Source organism: Nocardia sp. PE-7 (assembly GCF_030486425.1).
GTDB lineage: Bacteria > Actinomycetota > Actinomycetes > Mycobacteriales > Mycobacteriaceae > Nocardia > Nocardia salmonicida_A.
On sequence record NZ_CP129614.1, the window covers coordinates 46,791 to 61,627 of the forward strand.

21 protein-coding genes are annotated in these 14,837 nt (G+C 68.3%); 12 read left to right on the top strand and 9 right to left on the bottom strand.

The window, feature by feature from the left end:
* Positions 1 to 29 precede the first annotated feature (29 nt).
* On the top strand, positions 30 to 929 hold the full coding sequence (locus tag QX204_RS00235) for an ABC transporter ATP-binding protein (protein ID WP_301904603.1): 900 nt from the start codon (positions 30 to 32) through the stop codon (positions 927 to 929).
* Entirely contained in the window at positions 926 to 1,786 is an 861-nt protein-coding gene (locus QX204_RS00240; RefSeq protein WP_367620148.1) for an ABC transporter permease, read from the top strand. Before QX204_RS00235 ends, QX204_RS00240 begins: the two co-directional genes overlap by 4 nt.
* Positions 1,787 to 1,859: 73 nt before the next feature.
* Here QX204_RS00240 and QX204_RS00245 read toward each other — a convergent pair whose 3' ends face one another.
* Both QX204_RS00245 and QX204_RS00250 read right to left on the bottom strand, forming a co-directional pair.
* Complete coding sequence (locus QX204_RS00245; protein WP_301904604.1) at positions 1,860 to 2,336, bottom strand: DUF4240 domain-containing protein; 477 nt, start codon at positions 2,334 to 2,336, stop codon at positions 1,860 to 1,862.
* 54 nt (positions 2,337 to 2,390) lie between these two features.
* Entirely contained in the window at positions 2,391 to 2,996 is a 606-nt protein-coding gene (locus QX204_RS00250; RefSeq protein WP_301904605.1) for a TetR/AcrR family transcriptional regulator, read from the bottom strand.
* A gap of 103 nt (positions 2,997 to 3,099) precedes the next feature.
* On the opposite strand from QX204_RS00250, the gene QX204_RS00255 reads away from it, so the two are divergent.
* From QX204_RS00255 to QX204_RS00270, 4 genes are all read left to right on the top strand, one after another.
* Positions 3,100 to 3,753, top strand: coding sequence for an FMN-dependent NADH-azoreductase (locus tag QX204_RS00255; RefSeq protein ID WP_301904606.1), 654 nt, complete (start codon positions 3,100 to 3,102; stop codon positions 3,751 to 3,753).
* Positions 3,750 to 4,070, top strand: coding sequence for a DMT family transporter (locus tag QX204_RS00260; RefSeq protein WP_056818995.1), 321 nt, complete (start codon positions 3,750 to 3,752; stop codon positions 4,068 to 4,070). Before QX204_RS00255 ends, QX204_RS00260 begins: the two co-directional genes overlap by 4 nt.
* 55 nt (positions 4,071 to 4,125) lie before the next feature.
* A complete protein-coding gene (locus QX204_RS00265; protein WP_062982923.1) occupies positions 4,126 to 4,572 on the top strand; it encodes an SRPBCC family protein in 447 nt (148 codons plus the stop codon).
* A gap of 90 nt (positions 4,573 to 4,662) precedes the next feature.
* Positions 4,663 to 5,100 (top strand): OsmC family peroxiredoxin, encoded by a 438-nt coding sequence (locus tag QX204_RS00270; RefSeq protein WP_301904607.1) that lies wholly within the window; start codon positions 4,663 to 4,665, stop codon positions 5,098 to 5,100.
* Between the two features lie 57 nt (positions 5,101 to 5,157).
* Here the strand turns inward: QX204_RS00270 and QX204_RS00275 are convergent, their stop codons facing one another.
* From QX204_RS00275 to QX204_RS00290, 4 genes are all read right to left on the bottom strand, one after another.
* Entirely contained in the window at positions 5,158 to 5,610 is a 453-nt protein-coding gene (locus QX204_RS00275) for a hypothetical protein (protein WP_301904608.1), read from the bottom strand.
* Between the two features lie 36 nt (positions 5,611 to 5,646).
* Positions 5,647 to 6,432, bottom strand: a complete 786-nt coding sequence (locus QX204_RS00280) for a CbtA family protein (protein WP_301904609.1) — start codon at positions 6,430 to 6,432, stop codon at positions 5,647 to 5,649.
* Positions 6,423 to 6,623, bottom strand: coding sequence for a CbtB domain-containing protein (locus tag QX204_RS00285; RefSeq protein ID WP_019044677.1), 201 nt, complete (start codon positions 6,621 to 6,623; stop codon positions 6,423 to 6,425). Before QX204_RS00285 ends, QX204_RS00280 begins: the two co-directional genes overlap by 10 nt.
* A gap of 226 nt (positions 6,624 to 6,849) precedes the next feature.
* Positions 6,850 to 7,173, bottom strand: coding sequence for an antibiotic biosynthesis monooxygenase family protein (locus tag QX204_RS00290; RefSeq protein ID WP_301904611.1), 324 nt, complete (start codon positions 7,171 to 7,173; stop codon positions 6,850 to 6,852).
* Positions 7,174 to 7,230: 57 nt separating this feature from the next.
* On the opposite strand from QX204_RS00290, the gene QX204_RS00295 reads away from it, so the two are divergent.
* Positions 7,231 to 7,974 carry an alpha/beta fold hydrolase gene (locus QX204_RS00295; RefSeq protein ID WP_301904612.1) on the top strand — a complete coding sequence of 248 codons (744 nt, stop codon included), beginning with the start codon at positions 7,231 to 7,233 and terminating at the stop codon, positions 7,972 to 7,974.
* Positions 7,975 to 8,000: 26 nt separating this feature from the next.
* Here the strand turns inward: QX204_RS00295 and QX204_RS00300 are convergent, their stop codons facing one another.
* The gene (locus QX204_RS00300; protein WP_301904613.1) at positions 8,001 to 8,879 is read right to left on the bottom strand and encodes an iron-sulfur binding domain-containing protein; all 879 of its coding nucleotides are present in this window, start codon (positions 8,877 to 8,879) and stop codon (positions 8,001 to 8,003) included.
* 90 nt (positions 8,880 to 8,969) lie between these two features.
* Between QX204_RS00300 and QX204_RS00305 the strand changes: the two genes are divergently transcribed.
* Both QX204_RS00305 and QX204_RS00310 read left to right on the top strand, forming a co-directional pair.
* A complete protein-coding gene (locus QX204_RS00305; protein ID WP_194825599.1) occupies positions 8,970 to 9,593 on the top strand; it encodes a carbonic anhydrase in 624 nt (207 codons plus the stop codon).
* A gap of 81 nt (positions 9,594 to 9,674) precedes the next feature.
* Positions 9,675 to 10,352 (top strand): hypothetical protein, encoded by a 678-nt coding sequence (locus QX204_RS00310; RefSeq protein WP_301904614.1) that lies wholly within the window; start codon positions 9,675 to 9,677, stop codon positions 10,350 to 10,352.
* 155 nt (positions 10,353 to 10,507) lie between these two features.
* Here the strand turns inward: QX204_RS00310 and radA are convergent, their stop codons facing one another.
* Entirely contained in the window at positions 10,508 to 11,908 is a 1,401-nt protein-coding gene (gene radA, locus QX204_RS00315; protein ID WP_301904615.1) for a DNA repair protein RadA, read from the bottom strand.
* An 80-nt stretch (positions 11,909 to 11,988) separates the two neighbouring features.
* Positions 11,989 to 12,690 carry a copper chaperone PCu(A)C domain-containing protein gene (locus tag QX204_RS00320; RefSeq protein ID WP_301904616.1) on the bottom strand — a complete coding sequence of 234 codons (702 nt, stop codon included), beginning with the start codon at positions 12,688 to 12,690 and terminating at the stop codon, positions 11,989 to 11,991.
* Between the two features lie 351 nt (positions 12,691 to 13,041).
* Here QX204_RS00320 and carD point away from each other — a divergent pair, with 351 nt between their 5' ends.
* The 3 genes from carD to ispF are packed head-to-tail and all read left to right on the top strand — an operon-like array spanning position 13,042 to position 14,769.
* A complete protein-coding gene (gene carD / locus QX204_RS00325; protein ID WP_019044685.1) occupies positions 13,042 to 13,530 on the top strand; it encodes an RNA polymerase-binding transcription factor CarD in 489 nt (162 codons plus the stop codon).
* A 13-nt stretch (positions 13,531 to 13,543) separates the two neighbouring features.
* Positions 13,544 to 14,305: a 2-C-methyl-D-erythritol 4-phosphate cytidylyltransferase gene (gene ispD, locus QX204_RS00330; RefSeq protein ID WP_301904617.1), complete on the top strand. Its 762-nt coding sequence runs from the start codon at positions 13,544 to 13,546 to the stop codon at positions 14,303 to 14,305.
* On the top strand, positions 14,302 to 14,769 hold the full coding sequence (gene ispF / locus QX204_RS00335) for a 2-C-methyl-D-erythritol 2,4-cyclodiphosphate synthase (protein WP_301904618.1): 468 nt from the start codon (positions 14,302 to 14,304) through the stop codon (positions 14,767 to 14,769). Before ispD ends, ispF begins: the two co-directional genes overlap by 4 nt.
* Positions 14,770 to 14,837: the final 68 nt, after the last annotated feature.

Consider the following 14,837-nt stretch of genomic DNA (forward strand, 5'->3'; position numbering starts at 1 on the left):
GCACCCCTCGAACGCGGATTCTGATCGCCATGAACGAATCGATCGTGGTCACCACCGGGTTGACCAAACGCTATGGCGAGCACCTCGCGGTGGACGCGGTGAGCATGCGGGTCGCGGCCGGGGAGATCTACGGATTCCTCGGCCCCAACGGCGCGGGCAAAACCACCACGTTGCGCATGCTGGCCGGCCTCGTCCGACCCAGCGCGGGCACCGCGACCGTCCGGGGCCGCACGCCGGGCGACCCGGCGACACTGCGCGGAATCGGCGTCCTCATCGAGGGCCCCGGCTTCTACCCCTACCTCTCCGGCCGCGACAACCTGCGGGTACTGGCCCGCTATCGCGGCCACGGCGAGGCCGAGGTCGAGACGGCACTGGAGCGGGTGGGCCTGGCCGACCGGGCAGGCGACCGTTTCCGCACCTATTCGCTCGGCATGAAGCAGCGCCTCGGGGTGGGCGCGGCCATGCTCGGCGACCCGGATCTGCTGATTCTCGACGAGCCGACCAACGGCCTCGACCCGGCGGGCTTGGCCGAGATGCGCACGCTGATCACCGATCTCGCGGCCGACGGACACACCGTACTGCTGTCGAGCCACCAGCTCACCGAGGTGCAGGAGATCTGCCACCGCGTCGGCGTGATCTCCGGTGGTCGCTTGCTCGCGGAATCCACGGTGTCGGAATTGCGCGGCACCGCAACACTTCTGCTCCGCGCGCAGCCCGCGGACGTGGCGCTCGACGCGGTGCGTGCGGTCACCGACGCCCCCGCGCGAGCGGGGGTGGACGGAATCAGGGTCGAAACGAGCGCCGCGATGGCGCCGGAGGTGGCGCGCGCTGTCGTCTCGGCGGGCGCGGACCTGCTCGAACTGCGGGTGGACGAGAAATCCCTGGAAGAAGTGTTCTTCGAGATGACGGCTGTGGAGGTAGCGAAATGAGCACCATGACAAGGGATCTCACCGCGAGCGTGCGCGCGGAGGCGGTACGTCTCGGCCGCTGGCCCGCCTTCTGGATAGTCCTCGGCACCTGGATCCTGCTCAACCTGACCTTCGCCTACCTGTTCAACTATCTCGCCTACGCCTCCGGCGAAAGTGGTGCGATGTCGGACGGTCTCCCACGCGAGGTTCTCCTCGGCCAACTCGTGCCCGCCGCCGTCCCCGAGGTGTTCACGCAGGGCATGTCGATGTTCGGCGGCGCGCTGGTGCTGATCCTCGGCGCCCTCGCCGTCGGCAGCGGATACGGCTGGGGCACCTGGAAGACCGTGTTCACCCAGGGGCCGAGCCGAGTCGCGGCGGTAGCGGGACTGCTGTTGTCCCTGCTGGCGGTGGTCCTCGCCCTCGTCCTGGTCGCCTTCGCCGTCGACATCGGCATCGCCACCGTGATCGCGGCGAGCGAGTCCCAACCGATCATCATGCCTTCGCTCGACGACGCCCTGATCGGAATCCTCACCGGTACCGCCATTCTCGGCATGTGGACCCTCGCGGGCGCCGTCATCGGCGCCATCGCCCGCGGCCCTGCCCTGGCTGTCGGCCTCGGCCTGGTCTGGGTACTGGTGGTGGAGAACCTCCTGCGCGGCGTGGCGGGGATCTTCGGCCCGATCGAAGCCGTCACCTACCTGCTCCCCGGCACCGCCGCCGGCTCGCTGGCCGGCGCGATGCGCACCGTGGAGGGCCCGGCCACCCCGGGGGTTCTCGACATCCTCACCCGCGGTGAATCCTTCGCCCTACTCGCCGCCTATGTGATGGCCTTCGCGGGCGGCACGATCTGGTTGATGGCCCGCCGCGATCTCACCTGACCCGCTGTGATCGCCAGTACGGCATCAGGTAGCGGCAGTCCGAAACGGGCCGCCGCTACCTACGCTGCTCGGGTCAGGACCAGCCGGCCGGGTTCGAGGCTGTTTCACGGGAGATGCCCGAGCCGGTCTTCGGGAACCCGCCGAAGCGCTCATTGTGTAGATGGGCGAAGAAGTAGCACATTTCCTCGCATTCGGCGTCGGTGGCCGCGGCCTCCGGGTCGGCGTTGACGGCGTCGTAGTAGTCGCGGCCCATGGCCACGATGAACCCGCGGGCGTAGAGGAAGCCGTCGTCGGAGCCGTCGGTGATCGCCTGGATTTCGGCGCGGTCGATGTCGTAGAGCGCGCGTTCGGCGACACGATCGAGGGCGGTCAGTTCCTCGCTGGTGAAATCTGTCGACAGGGCGCTCAACTGGGCGAGGAACGCGTCGAGGCGGTTCTGGAGGCCGTCTTCCAGCGATCGCAGAACGGCGGCCGGTTCGGTCCCGGTGGCCGCCCAGGCCGACGCGATCAGATTCCAGAATTTGGCGTTGTCTTCGGGGGTGCTCGTCACTCGTCGGACGGTACTGCTCCGGTCCGACATGTAGCCGCTGTCAGTGGTTCTCGATCAGGCATCCAGCAGGCGCTGGGCGAGTGTGGTCAGACCGGCGGTGATCTGCTCGGGTGACAATCCGCGTTCTCGTTGTTGGAGGTAGACCTCGGCGGCGAGCGGCGCGAGGACCGTATCGACCAGCGAATCCGGTTGTGGCACCTCGGCTTCGATCAGTAGCGAGCGCACGTGCACCGACCAGAAGCCGTAGGCGCCGGTGCCGAAACGGGCGCCGCCGGTTTCCGCGCCGAGCACCAGATGGGCGTGGGCGGTGAGCAATTCGATCATCGCCGCGTAGAAGGCGGCGAGTCGATCGGCCGGGGTCGCGCCGGGGCCCAGCGGGGGCGCGCCGCGCAGCAGCTGTTCCTGGAGGGCGCGTTCGTGCTCGTCGAGCAGGGCCACGGCGATCGCGTTGCGGTCGGGATAGCGGCGGTAGAGGGTGCCGCGGCCGACGCCCGCGGCCTTGGCGATGTCGTCCATGGTGACCGTGCGCGGGTCGCGGGTGGCGAAGAGCTCGGCGGCGGCCGCCAACACTTTCGCGCGATTGCGCGCCGCGTCGGTGCGCTCGGAGGGCGGCGGCGCATCCAGCGACGCGCCGGTGAGCAGGTCGGATCGGGACTCCATGGGTCGACTGTAGCCCAGAAAAGAATATGTGGACATGGTGTCCACTTGTGTTCTATCGTCGAGAAATCGACAAACGGACATCATGTCCAGTTAGGAACTTGTGATGACACACCTGCTGCACCTGGACGCCAGCGCTCGTGCGAACTCCCTCAGTCGTGAGCTCGGCAGGGAATTCGTCCGGGCCTGGCGCGACGCGGAACCCGGCGGTACTTACACCTATCGCGACCTCGCCGCCGAGCCGACGCCGTTCATCGACGAGGGCTGGACCGAACTGTGTGACGCCGTCCTCGCCGCCGGGGTCACCGACCTCGACCGACTCGCGGAACTGGCCGTGACGCCCGCGGCTCGGGCCGCGTGGAAGGTGGTCGAACCGCTGCTGGCGCAGGTACTGGCCGCCGACGTGATCCTGATCGGCACCCCGATGTACAACTACTCCGTCCCCGCCTCGCTCAAGGCGTGGCTCGACCAGGTCACGTTTCCCCGAATGTCGTTGGGGCAGCGCAGGTTCGTCGTGGTCACCGCCCGTGGCGGCGCGTACTCGCCCGGTGCGCCGAAGGCCGCGTTCGATTATCAGGAACGCTTCCTGCGCGACTTCTTCGCGGGCCACTTCGCCGTCACCGACACGGTTTTCGTCAACGCGGAGCTGGCCAATGCCGTGCAGGATCCGAACCTGGCCCACCTGCGCGACGCCTATGAGGCGTCGCTCGCCGCCGCGCGGGCCGAAGTGCGCTCGCTGGCAAAGGACTACACGCGATGAGCTGGCTGGTGCTCGGGCTGGCCGGGCTCGTCGAGATTCTCTGGTCGCAGACCATCAAACCGACCGAGAACTTCACCAAACTCGGCCCGACTCTGCTCTGCGTCGCGCTCGGCTCGCTGGCCGTGTATCTGCTCTCGCGCGCCATGCAGACCCTCCCGGTGGGTACCGCCTACGCGGTATTCACCGGGATCGGGGCGCTCGGCGCGATCGGTCTCGGTGTGCTCGTGCACAAAGATCCGCTCAGCGCGGGCCGCGCGTTGGCGCTGTCGCTGATCCTCGGCGGCATCGTGCTCGCGCGCGTGACGAATCCTGAGTAACGCTGTCGCACACCCGATGAGAGGATCGGCCGGTCATCACCGGTAAGGTCGGCTGATGGACCAGCCAGTTCGCCCCCCGGACCTGTCCACGCGGCCACACGAGCTCACGGTCGAGCGTGTGATGAAAGCCTCGCCCAGTCTGCTCTACGCGGCCTGGACCCAAGGCATGGACCTGTGGCTGGCCGTTCCCGGATCGGTGCTGATGCGCCCCGCCGTCAACGAGCCCCTCTACTTCGACACCGGCTCGCCCGAGAAACGCAACCCCCATTACGGCCGCATCCTGCTGCTCGAGCCGAATCGGCGGATCGAGTTCACCTGGGTCACCGCCGCCACCGACGGCGTCGAAACGGTGGTCGCCGCCGAATTCCTCAAACAACCACGCGGTATCCGCCTGCGCCTGCGCCACTCCGGATTCCCCACCGCGGCGATCCGGGATCTGCACCAGCAGGTCTGGCCGGACAAACTCGAGCGGCTCGACGAAATCACCAGCGCCACCGTCTGACCGGCGGACCGGGCCGATCGTCGGCTGAGCGCTGTTCGGCTCGCGTAGGTTCGACACCGAACGCAACACCTCCGAATCGAAGGGATCGCAATGCCGACTCGTAGCGCACGCACACTCTGGTCAGGCGGACTCCAGGACGGGTCCGGGCAGGTCGAACTGGTCAGCTCGGGTGTGGGCAAGTTCGATGTGAGCTTCCCGCGCCGCACGGCCGACACGGCCGAGGGCACCAGCCCGGAGGAGCTGATCGGGGCGGCGCACTCGTCGTGCTACTCGATGGCGCTGTCGGCGGAGATCGCCAATGCGGGCGGGACGCCGGAAAGCCTCGATGTCAACGCGGACGTGACCCTCGCGCCCGACCCGGCCGGTGGTTTCCGGATCAGCAAGATCACACTCACCGTGCGCGGACGTGCGTCGGGCCTGGACGCCGACGGGTTCGCCGCGGCGGCCCTCGCGGCCAAGAACGGGTGCCCGGTCAGCAAGGCACTCGCCGGTGTGGCCGAGATCGAACTCGACGCCGCACTGGGCTGATCAGCTCCGCCGTGATCGTGTGATCGGTCGCTACCGATCGCACGATCACGCAGGTCGTCAGTGCCGGGTGAACCAGCGGTGCGCGGCGGGGGTGTACATGGCCGGAATCGCGATGACGACGGCCAGGATGTGAATGGTTCGGCAGCCCGCCAGCACGGTCGAACTGGGGGACATGCCGTCGAACAGCGTCGTGTAGTCGTCGGTGGACAACACGACCGCCAGCGGCTCGATGATCAGCGAGACCAGACCGACCACGCCGATGCCGACGGTCAGCAGAGCGCGGGCCACCCGACTGCCGTTGAGCATGTACAGCGCGACCCCGGCGACAGCCAGGTAGATGGCGAGCCGGGGTAGTAGACCCGCGGCGGTGGCGCCGAACTCGTCGCCACCACGCGCGGCGCGCAACAGTCCTTCGGCGACACCGGCGGCGAGAGCGGTGACGAGTCCGCCGAACGCGACATTCACGGCGCGGGGGCGAGTGGCGGAAACAAGAAAGGCAGTGCCGGTCATGACTCCGACACTGCCGTTCTCAGCTGCTCGCGAGGATCACCCTGCGGTAGGAACCTTGTCCACTACCGGAGTGCTACGCCGCGAAGCGAATTCCGTGAGCGCGGCGAACGCCAGCCCCAAACTCACCCACAGCGTGGTGGTTTCGGCCAGCGAGGCCACCCGGAAATTCCACAGCAGAGTGGCGGGGAAGTCGTCGGCCACCTCGTTCACGCCGGGCAGCAGGACGTAGCCGACCGTGGTGACCACGACGAACGCGCCGACCCCGGCGATGAGCCGCAGCGTGTCCGACGCGGTGACCGCGCGGTAGGCCGCGACGGCTGCCGCGACGGCGAGCAGGCCGAGCACGACGGCCGCGACCCACAGCCAGGTGCGGTCGTTGATGGTGTCCGGATCGCCCACGGCGGGCGGGTTGGCCGGATACTTGAAGAAGGGCACCGCGACGATCGCCGCCCAGGCGAGGACCGCTGAGGTCAGCGACAATTGGGGCCCGGACAGTGCGGTGAACCGGCGTGCCACATTCACCGCCGACGCGAACAACGCGCCGAACGCCATGCCCGCCAAACCGAGTGCGAGGAACTGTCCCGCCTTCTGGCCCGACCGGCTGACCAGCGGTTCGTCCTCGTCGCCGTGGGAATGGCCCTGCGGTTCCGCGGCTTCGTGGCCGTGCTCGGCGGGAGCGGCCGCGGCTTCTTCGATGGCGATCGCGGCGTCCACCTGGGGCTCGCCGACGAAGTAGCCCACTGTCGCGGCCAGCAGGCCGGCGATCAGGCCGGCCAGCAGGCCGCGCAACAGCAGGGTCTTGAGTGATCCGATCAGTGGCACGGAACACCCAGCAGGTGACGTCCGTCGTGCATCAGCTCGTGCAGGAACATCCCGCTACGCGAGACGGCCCCCTGGTCGAAACCGACCAGGTACAGGGCGAGCAGTGCAAGCAGGACGACGCCGACCGTGACGAGCACGGTTGCCAGGGTGTCGAGACCGGTAGATCGGCTGGGTGAATGAGCGATTGCCATTCGGGTCCTCCTTCAGGGATACGCGTCCCACGGTTGAAGTGTGGTGCGAAGGTGCCGGTGTCTGGCTCTCCGGCACCGGGGACCCGGTACTTGGATACAGTGGCGCGACCGCTCCGGATTCACACCGGAATTACCGCGCACCCTCGCGTATGTTCCCTCGAACTGTGACAGCCGCGAGCTGTCCACGTCAATACAGGCAACCGCATGTCCAGCGGAAACGCCGCTGTCAGCTCTTCGCGGGCACGTCGAGGACGACCTCGAACTCGAGCAGCGAGGCACCCGTCGACACCGGCTTGGGGCGCTCGCCCTCGCCGCCGTTCCCGGCGTGCGCCGCACGGGCCGGGCCGTCCCGCCACGTGGCGAACGATTCCTCCGAATCCCATTGCGTCACAACGAAGTACCGGTTGTCACCGGCGACCGGGCGCAGCAACTGGAAGCCGAGGAATCCGGGGGAGTTCTCCACCGCACCCGCTCGTGCGGCGAACCGCTTCTCCAACTCGGGGCCTGCGCCCTCGGGAACCTCGATCGCATTGATCTTCACAACAGCCATGGTGGTGATTATTGCGGCTGGCGCCGTGACGTGGCGGGGCTGGGGCAGTATCGGGGTGTGTTGAACGACGAAGGTGGGTCCGGTACCCCGATCCTGCTGTTGCACGGGCTGATGGGCAGTGCGCGGACCTGGGCCGACCAGGTGCCGTGGTTGCGCGGCTACGGGCACGTCTATGCCGTCGACGCGGCCGGGCACGGGCGGCCGACACCGGCCGAGCTCACCACGGAGGCGTTCGTGGCCGACCTGGCCGAGCTCACCGCCGCGATCACCGAACCGATGGTGATCGTCGGGCATTCGATGGGCGCGATCCACGGGTGGGTCTTCGCGGCGACCTATCCCGAGCGGGTGCGCGCGATCGTGGTCGAGGACATCGCCCCCGATTTCACCGGCCGTACCGCCGCCCACTGGGCCGAGCTGATCCACTCGTGGCCGCAACCGTTCGCCGACGAACAGGCGGTGCTCGACTACTTCGGTCCGGTCGCGGGCGCCTATTTCCTTCGCGCGTTCACCGCGGCGCCCGACGGCTACCGCCTGCACGGCGAGGTGGACACCTTCCGCGCGATCTCCGAAGAGTGGGGTACGCGCGACTTCTGGACGGAATGGAAGTCGCTGCGGGTGCCCGCGCTGCTCATCGAAGGCGAGCACACCATCACCCCGCCGGGGCAGATGCGCACGATGACCGAGGTGCATCCCGATGCGGAGTATGTGCGCGTCGCGGCGGCGGGGCACCTGGTGCACGACGAACAACCCGAGGTCTACCGCGAACACGTGGGCCGGTTCCTGCAACGCGTCACGGGGTGAGCCGGTCGGCCTCCATGCGCGAAGCGTTACCCGGCGGCGCTTCCCTCGCCCGCCAGGGCGAACAGTCCGTCGTCGGTCTGCTCGATGAGCCCGTCGATCAGCAACGAATCCAGCGCCCGCGCGCGCTGACCCGGATCTCGGGTCCAGGCCAGGTCGAGGCGGATCCGCTCGACCGGGCCCGAGGCGTCGCGCAGCACATCGAGCAGCCGGCCACGAGCCTGACGGTCGGTGCCCTCGTACTTCTGCACCTTGCGGGCCACCGCGGCGGCGGGTTTGCCCGCCTCGACCCACGCACAGCTGGGCAGCGGGCAGCGGGCGCAGTCGGGGTTGCGGGCCGTGCAGATCAGGGCGCCCAGCTCCATCAGGGCCGCGGAGAAGGTCGCGGCGCGCGGCACCGGGACGGGCAGCAGGGCTTCGGTCTCCGCGAGATCGCGCGAGGACGGGTTCCCCGGCTCGCGGCCGTGCACGGCGCGCGCGACAACGCGCCGGACGTTGGTGTCCACCACGGGAACTCGCTGTCCGTAGGCGAAACAGGCCACCGCGCGGGCGGTGTACGCGCCGATCCCGGGCAGGCTCAGCAGCACGTCGACGTCGGCGGGAACCACGTCGCCGTGTTCGGTCGCCAACACTCGTGCGCACTCGTGCAATCGCAGCGCCCGTCGCGGATACCCCAACTTGCCCCATGCCCGCAGCACCTCGGCTTGCGTCGACGCCGCCATCGCCGACGGCACCGGCCAGCGCGCCACCCACTCGCGCCAGATCGGTTCCACGCGCACCACCGGCGTCTGCTGCAGCATGATCTCGCTCATCAGGATGTGCCATGCGGTCGCGTCCGGCTCGCGCCACGGCAGCGCGCGCGCCGTCTCGCCGAACCAATCGAGCAGGGCTTCCGCGTCGATGCTCACCGTTCTCGTTTCCTCTGAGCCAGTCTCTCTTTGCCGCCGCGTAACGTGGCGGACTCGCTGGTAACCAAGGGCCTGTGCACAATGGTCGGTATGCCTGGTTCCAATCCGATAAGCGCCTGGAAGTCGTTGCGCGAAGGCAATGAGCGATTCGTCAACGACACCCTGCAGCATCCTAGCCAGGGCGCCGCAGACCGAGCCAAACTCGTCAAGGGCCAAAACCCTCACGCGATTCTGTTCGGCTGCGGTGATTCCCGCGTCGCCGCCGAACTGATCTTCGATCAGGGTCTCGGCGACATGTTCGTGGTGCGCACAGCGGGCCACGTCGTGGACAGTTCGGTGCTCGGCTCGATCGAGTACGGCGTCGAGGTGCTCAATGTGCCGCTGATCGTGGTCCTCGGCCACGACAGCTGTGGCGCGGTGAAGGCCACCATCGACGCACTCGACGGCGGCGAAGTACCCGGCGGGTTCATTCGTAGCGTGGTCGAGCGGGTGACGCCGTCGATCCTGGTCGGGCGACGCGAAGGGCTCACTTCGCTCGACGACCTCGAAGCGCGTCACGTGGTGGAGACCAGCAAGCTGCTCATGCAGCGGTCGATGATCATCTCCCAGCGCGTTGCCACTGGTCAGCTCGCTATCGCCAGCGTCACCTACAAGCTCGAAGACGGGCGTGTGCACCTGCGGCGCACCGTCGGCAATATCGGCGAGGTGGTCTGAGCCGGGACTCACGCCCGGTTCGGCTCCCGACACGCCGAGGTCATCGAGCGCGCCCCCGCGCGCTGCGCTTACCTTTGAGGTGTGCTGGAACCGAATGGACCGCTCTCACCGGAGATCTACTGGCGCCGCCGTGCACTCGCGATCGGCGTCATCGTCGTCGCGCTCGCGATCGTGATCTGGCTCGTCACCATGGTCGCGCGTGGTGGGGACTCGTCCGGTGCCGACAGTGCGGCAGCGAGTACCACCACGTCGGCGGAGTCGAGCGTGTCCACGACGAGTTCGGCGCCGAGCAGCGCGTCGAGCTCGCCGAGCAGTGCGTCGGCCACGCCGAGTGCGACGACCTCCGCCGCCGACCAGCCCGCGGCACAGCCGTGCTCGGATCAGTCACTGGCGCTGAAGGTGACGGTCGGCCAACCGACCTACCGGGTGGGCGACCAGCCCGCGTTCGGCACCGTCATCACCAATATCTCGTCCGTGGCCTGCGCGCGCGACCTCGGGGCCGGACCGCAGTTCCTCGTCTACACCCTCGACGGGCAGCGCAGGCTCTGGGCGAGCAACGACTGCAACCAGGACGACCCGGCGGAAATGAAGACGCTCAAGGCCGGTGAACAACTCTCGTACAAGGGCACCTGGTTCGGCACCACCTCGCAGCCGCAGTGCGCGGGCGACCGACTGCAGGTACCCGCGGGCGCGTATATGGTCGTCGCCCAGTTGGGCGCCGTGCGCAGTGCCGCGGAGCCCTTCAACCTCGCCTCCTGACGCCGCGTTCCCGCCTGCCGGGGGCATTGTGCGGGTGCGCTATCGGTCACATGTTCGAGTTGGGTCGATTTGCAGTGTTCGCAGGATCGGTCAGCCCGTCAATGGACATTGGCGCGGAAATGGCTGATCGGTGCTGATTCGGGCGGTTGCCGGAGTTATTCCACTGTCACGACCTCGCGGGGTGCGCGGGATTTGCGGAGCTCGGCCAACCGCAGCGCCGAGCGTAGATCCCCGACCTCGTGGATCCGCATCGTGCCGGTCTTCGTTTTCTCCGAACCGGGCGGGACGAGAGCGGTGGTGAACCCCAGGCGCTCGGCTTCGGCCAGGCGTCTGCCGAGCCCGGTGACCTTACGAACCTCACCCGCCAGTCCGACCTCGCCGAGGATCACCCAGCCCGCGGGCAGGGCGATATCGGCCTCGGCGGACGCGATGGCCAAGGCGATGGCCAGATCGGCGGTCGGCTCGAGCAGGCGCATGCCGCCGACGGTCGCCGCGTACACATCGTGCTTGCCGAGGAAGACCCGTCCCCGGCTCTGCAGCACCGCGAGCACCATGGCGACGCGGTTGTAGTCCAGCCCGCTCACGGCCCGGCGAGGCTGCGGGATCTCGGTCTTCACGGTGAGCCCTTGCACCTCGGCCACCAGTGGCCGTTTGCCGTCCATCGCGACGGTCACCGCGGTGCCGGGGACGGTGTCGGTGCGATGGTGCAGGAACAGCCCGGAGGGATCGTCGACGCAGGCGATGCCGTCGTCGTGCAGTTCGAAGCAGCCGACCTCATCGGCGCTACCGAAGCGGTTCTTGATGCCGCGAACCATCCGCAGCGACGAGTTCTTGTCGCCCTCGAACTGCAACACCACGTCCACCAGGTGCTCGAGGGTGCGCGGGCCCGCCACGTTCCCGTCCTTGGTGACGTGGCCGACCAGCAGCACCGCGATCCCGGTCGCCTTGGCCAGCGAGGTGAGTGCCGCGGTGACCGCGCGTACCTGGGTGACACCGCCGATCACACCGTCCACCTCCGGCGCCAGCATGGTCTGCACCGAGTCCACCACCAGCAGCGTCGGCCGCACCTGCTCCACATGCCCGAGCACGATCGACAGATCCGATTCGGCCGCCAGATACACCCGGTCGTGCACCGCGCCGGTCCGATCGGCCCGCAACCGCACCTGGCCGGCCGATTCCTCGGCGGTCACATACAGCGCGGTCTCCTCGCGCGCCGCCGCCCACCGGAACGCGACCTCGAGCAGCAGCGTCGACTTGCCGACCCCCGGCTCGCCCGACAGCAGCACCACCGAGCCCGGCACCACACCGCCCCCGAGAACCCGATCGAGCTCGCTCACCCCTGTCGACCGCGCCCGCGTGACCTTGGCGTCGATCTGCGACAACGGCGCCGCCGCCGTACTCGGCAGCATCGCCCGGCGGCCCGGCGCCGCGGCGGACGCCGAGACGGCCACCTCGTTCACCGTTCCCCAGGCGCCGCAATCAGGGCACTTACCCACCCATTTGGACACCTCGTGCGTGCACGCGGAGCACCGGAAGACTGCTTTGGTCTTGGCCACACGCGCACCCTACGGACCGAGACCGACACAAAGAGAAGAGCCGCCGCGAAGTTCGCGACGGCTCTTGTCTACTGCGGGTCTCAGTGACCGCCGGCACCCTCGGGCGCGGGGCCGGACTTCTCGTTCTCGACGCGCGAGACCGCGGCGGCGTCGACCGGGACCGACACCTGCACGGTGCCCGCGTCCTTGAAGTTGAAGGTGACGTTGTAGGTCAGGCCGGGGACGATGTCCTTGGTCAGGCCGGTGATCTCGATCGTGGCCGGGACCTTCACCGGATCGTTCGAGGGGATATCGACGCCCGCGGCGGCACCGGTCGGGGCGGCCGAGGTGGTGGTCGGCGCCGCCGAGGTGGTGCCGTGGTGATCGTCGGCCGCGGCGGGCTTGGTCTCGCCCGTCCCCACGAACACGGTCTGCTGCGGCTTCAGCACGAACTTGGGGTCGCCATTGGGGCCGGTGATCTTGATCTGGCCCAGGTCGGTACTCACGCTGGTCAGCTCATCGGTGATGATCTCGCTGTTGTTGATGATCGACAGCGAGAGCTTCGCCTTACCGCCCTTGTCGTGCTCGGCGTCGGCCTCGGGGTACACGATGTGCACATTGCGCAGGGCGATCTCGCCGACATCGGCGTGGTTGCCGTTGATGGCGGCTTCCTGCGACGAGGTCTGGGTGATCTGGCCGGCACTGCAGCCGGTCAGGGCGATGCCCGCGGCAGCGGCGAGCGCGGCAACCGTCACCATGCGACGTCGCGCCGACTGGGCGGTCACAGCTTTCAGGGCAGTCACGGTTTGTCCTCCATGTCGACCGGGCTACTCCGGTCCACGCGGGGACCGGAGGGTAGTAACTAGGCAGCGTAGTAGTTCACTCCGCGCGGGTGACGTTCGGGCTCGCGACGCGCGGGCGCGGAAGTAACAGTTCGGTGTCTCGAGCGGGTTTGCCGGATCGATGCCGGGTTGCCGTTGTGCGATAACCGGTCGCTATGCTGGTAGTTAACCCGTTCTGGCGCAACACAATGCACATCAATTCTGCAATGTCAACCCCTGCGATGGCCTCGTTGTGGCCCTGACCTGCACAGTTGATCGCGCCGTTATCGAGTCGCATGTTAAACTGTGAACATCGAAAGGGGCACGGGACACATGATTTTTAAGGTCGGAGACACCGTCGTTTACCCCCACCACGGAGCGGCGCTGATCGAAGCAATCGAGACCCGCACCATCAAGGGTGTGCAGAAAGAGTATCTGGTCCTGAAGGTTGCGCAAGGCGACCTGACCGTTCGGGTTCCCGCAGAGAACGCTGAATACGTCGGCGTCCGTGACGTCGTCGGCCAAGAAGGTCTCGACCGCGTCTTCCAGGTGCTGCGCGCGCCACACACGGAGGAGCCGACCAACTGGTCCCGCCGTTACAAGGCCAACCTCGAGAAACTCGCCTCCGGCGATGTGAACAAGGTGGCCGAAGTGGTTCGTGACCTGTGGCGTCGTGAGCAGGACCGCGGCTTGTCCGCCGGTGAGAAGCGAATGCTTGCCAAGGCTCGTCAGATTCTCGTCGGTGAGCTCGCGCTCGCCGAGGGCACCGACGACGGCAAGGCTGAATCGCTGCTCGACGAGGTCCTCGCCGCGGCTTCCTAGAAACAAACAACAAGTGCGACCTGTCGTAGCACTGGTCCCTGCCGCCGGTCGTGGCGTGCGCCTGGGTGAACCCACCCCGAAGGCGTTCGTTCCGGTCGGCGGCATACCTATGGTCCGGTTGGCCGTCGACGGGCTGATCGCGTCCGGTGCGGTGCACCGGGTTGTCGTGGTCGTACCCGCCGAACTGGTCGAGGCCGCATCCTCGTTGCTGTCCACCACCACCTCGCTGACCGGCGGTTCGATGCCCCCTGTGCCGGTGCAGGTGGTCGTGGGCGGCGCCGAGCGTACCGATTCGGTGCGCGCGGGCATCGCCGCCGCACCCGACGCCGCGTTCTACCTCGTGCACGATGCCGCACGCGCGCTCACACCGCCGGAGTTGATCGCGCGGGTGGCCGCCGAACTACAGGCCGGCAGTCAGGCCGTGGTCCCCGCGTCGCCCGTTGTCGACACCGTGAAATCGGTCGACGACGCGGGCATCGTCACCGGGACCCCCGATCGCGCCCATCTGCGCGCCATCCAGACCCCCCAGGGCTTCGCCGCCGACCTGCTTCGCCGCGCCTATGCCACCGACGTCGGCGCCACCGACGACGCGGGCCTGGTCGAACGGCTCGGTGTCGCCGTGCACACCGTCTCCGGTGACCCACTCGCGTTCAAGATCACCACCCCCCTCGACCTACGCCTCGCCGAGGCGCTTCTCGCCGACGGCAGCCGGTCCACGGCCGACCGGCCCGCCGGCGTCGACGCGCCCGCCGTCGAGCAGGCGGTTGCCCGATGAGAGTCGGAATCGGCAGCGACGTGCACCCCATCGAGCCGGGACGCCCCTGCTGGATGGCCGGTCTGCTGTTCGCCGATGCCGACGGTTGCGCAGGCCACTCCGACGGCGATGTGGCCGCCCACGCCCTCTGCGACGCCCTGCTCTCCGCCGCCGGCCTGGGTGACGTGGGCGCTGTCTTCGGCGTCGGCCGCCCCGAATGGGCGGGCGTCACCGGCGCCGCCATGCTCACCGAGGTCCGCAGGCTGCTGGCCGAAGATGGCTTCGAGGTCGTGAACGCCGCGGTGCAGGTGATCGGTAATCGCCCGAAGATCGGCCCGCGCCGCGCCGAGGCGCAAAAAGTACTCGGCGAACTTCTCGACGCCCCCGTTTCGGTGTCCGGCACCACGACCGACGGTCTCGGCCTCACCGGTCGCGGCGAGGGTATCGCCGCCATCGCCACCTGTCTGATCGCGGCATGTTCGTAGCCCCCACGGGCCACTGAACCTTTCTTTCCGCGCATCGCTTTTCGCCGATTCGATCAGCTGTTCCGTTC

Bases quoted from the DNA above. Each gene is read 5' to 3' on its own strand.
- QX204_RS00250 (WP_301904605.1), bottom strand. From the start codon at position 2,996: ATGGAGTCCCGATCCGACCTGCTCACCGGCGCGTCGCTGGATGCGCCG.
- QX204_RS00240 (WP_367620148.1), top strand. From the start codon at position 926: ATGAGCACCATGACAAGGGATCTCACCGCGAGCGTGCGCGCGGAGGCG.
- QX204_RS00265 (WP_062982923.1), top strand. From the start codon at position 4,126: ATGGACCAGCCAGTTCGCCCCCCGGACCTGTCCACGCGGCCACACGAG.
- QX204_RS00305 (WP_194825599.1), top strand. From the start codon at position 8,970: ATGCCTGGTTCCAATCCGATAAGCGCCTGGAAGTCGTTGCGCGAAGGC.
- carD (WP_019044685.1), top strand. From the start codon at position 13,042: ATGATTTTTAAGGTCGGAGACACCGTCGTTTACCCCCACCACGGAGCG.
- QX204_RS00290 (WP_301904611.1), bottom strand. From the start codon at position 7,173: ATGGCTGTTGTGAAGATCAATGCGATCGAGGTTCCCGAGGGCGCAGGC.
- QX204_RS00255 (WP_301904606.1), top strand. From the start codon at position 3,100: ATGACACACCTGCTGCACCTGGACGCCAGCGCTCGTGCGAACTCCCTC.
- QX204_RS00260 (WP_056818995.1), top strand. From the start codon at position 3,750: ATGAGCTGGCTGGTGCTCGGGCTGGCCGGGCTCGTCGAGATTCTCTGG.
- QX204_RS00235 (WP_301904603.1), top strand. From the start codon at position 30: ATGAACGAATCGATCGTGGTCACCACCGGGTTGACCAAACGCTATGGC.
- QX204_RS00285 (WP_019044677.1), bottom strand. From the start codon at position 6,623: ATGGCAATCGCTCATTCACCCAGCCGATCTACCGGTCTCGACACCCTG.
- QX204_RS00270 (WP_301904607.1), top strand. From the start codon at position 4,663: ATGCCGACTCGTAGCGCACGCACACTCTGGTCAGGCGGACTCCAGGAC.
- QX204_RS00275 (WP_301904608.1), bottom strand. From the start codon at position 5,610: ATGACCGGCACTGCCTTTCTTGTTTCCGCCACTCGCCCCCGCGCCGTG.
- ispF (WP_301904618.1), top strand. From the start codon at position 14,302: ATGAGAGTCGGAATCGGCAGCGACGTGCACCCCATCGAGCCGGGACGC.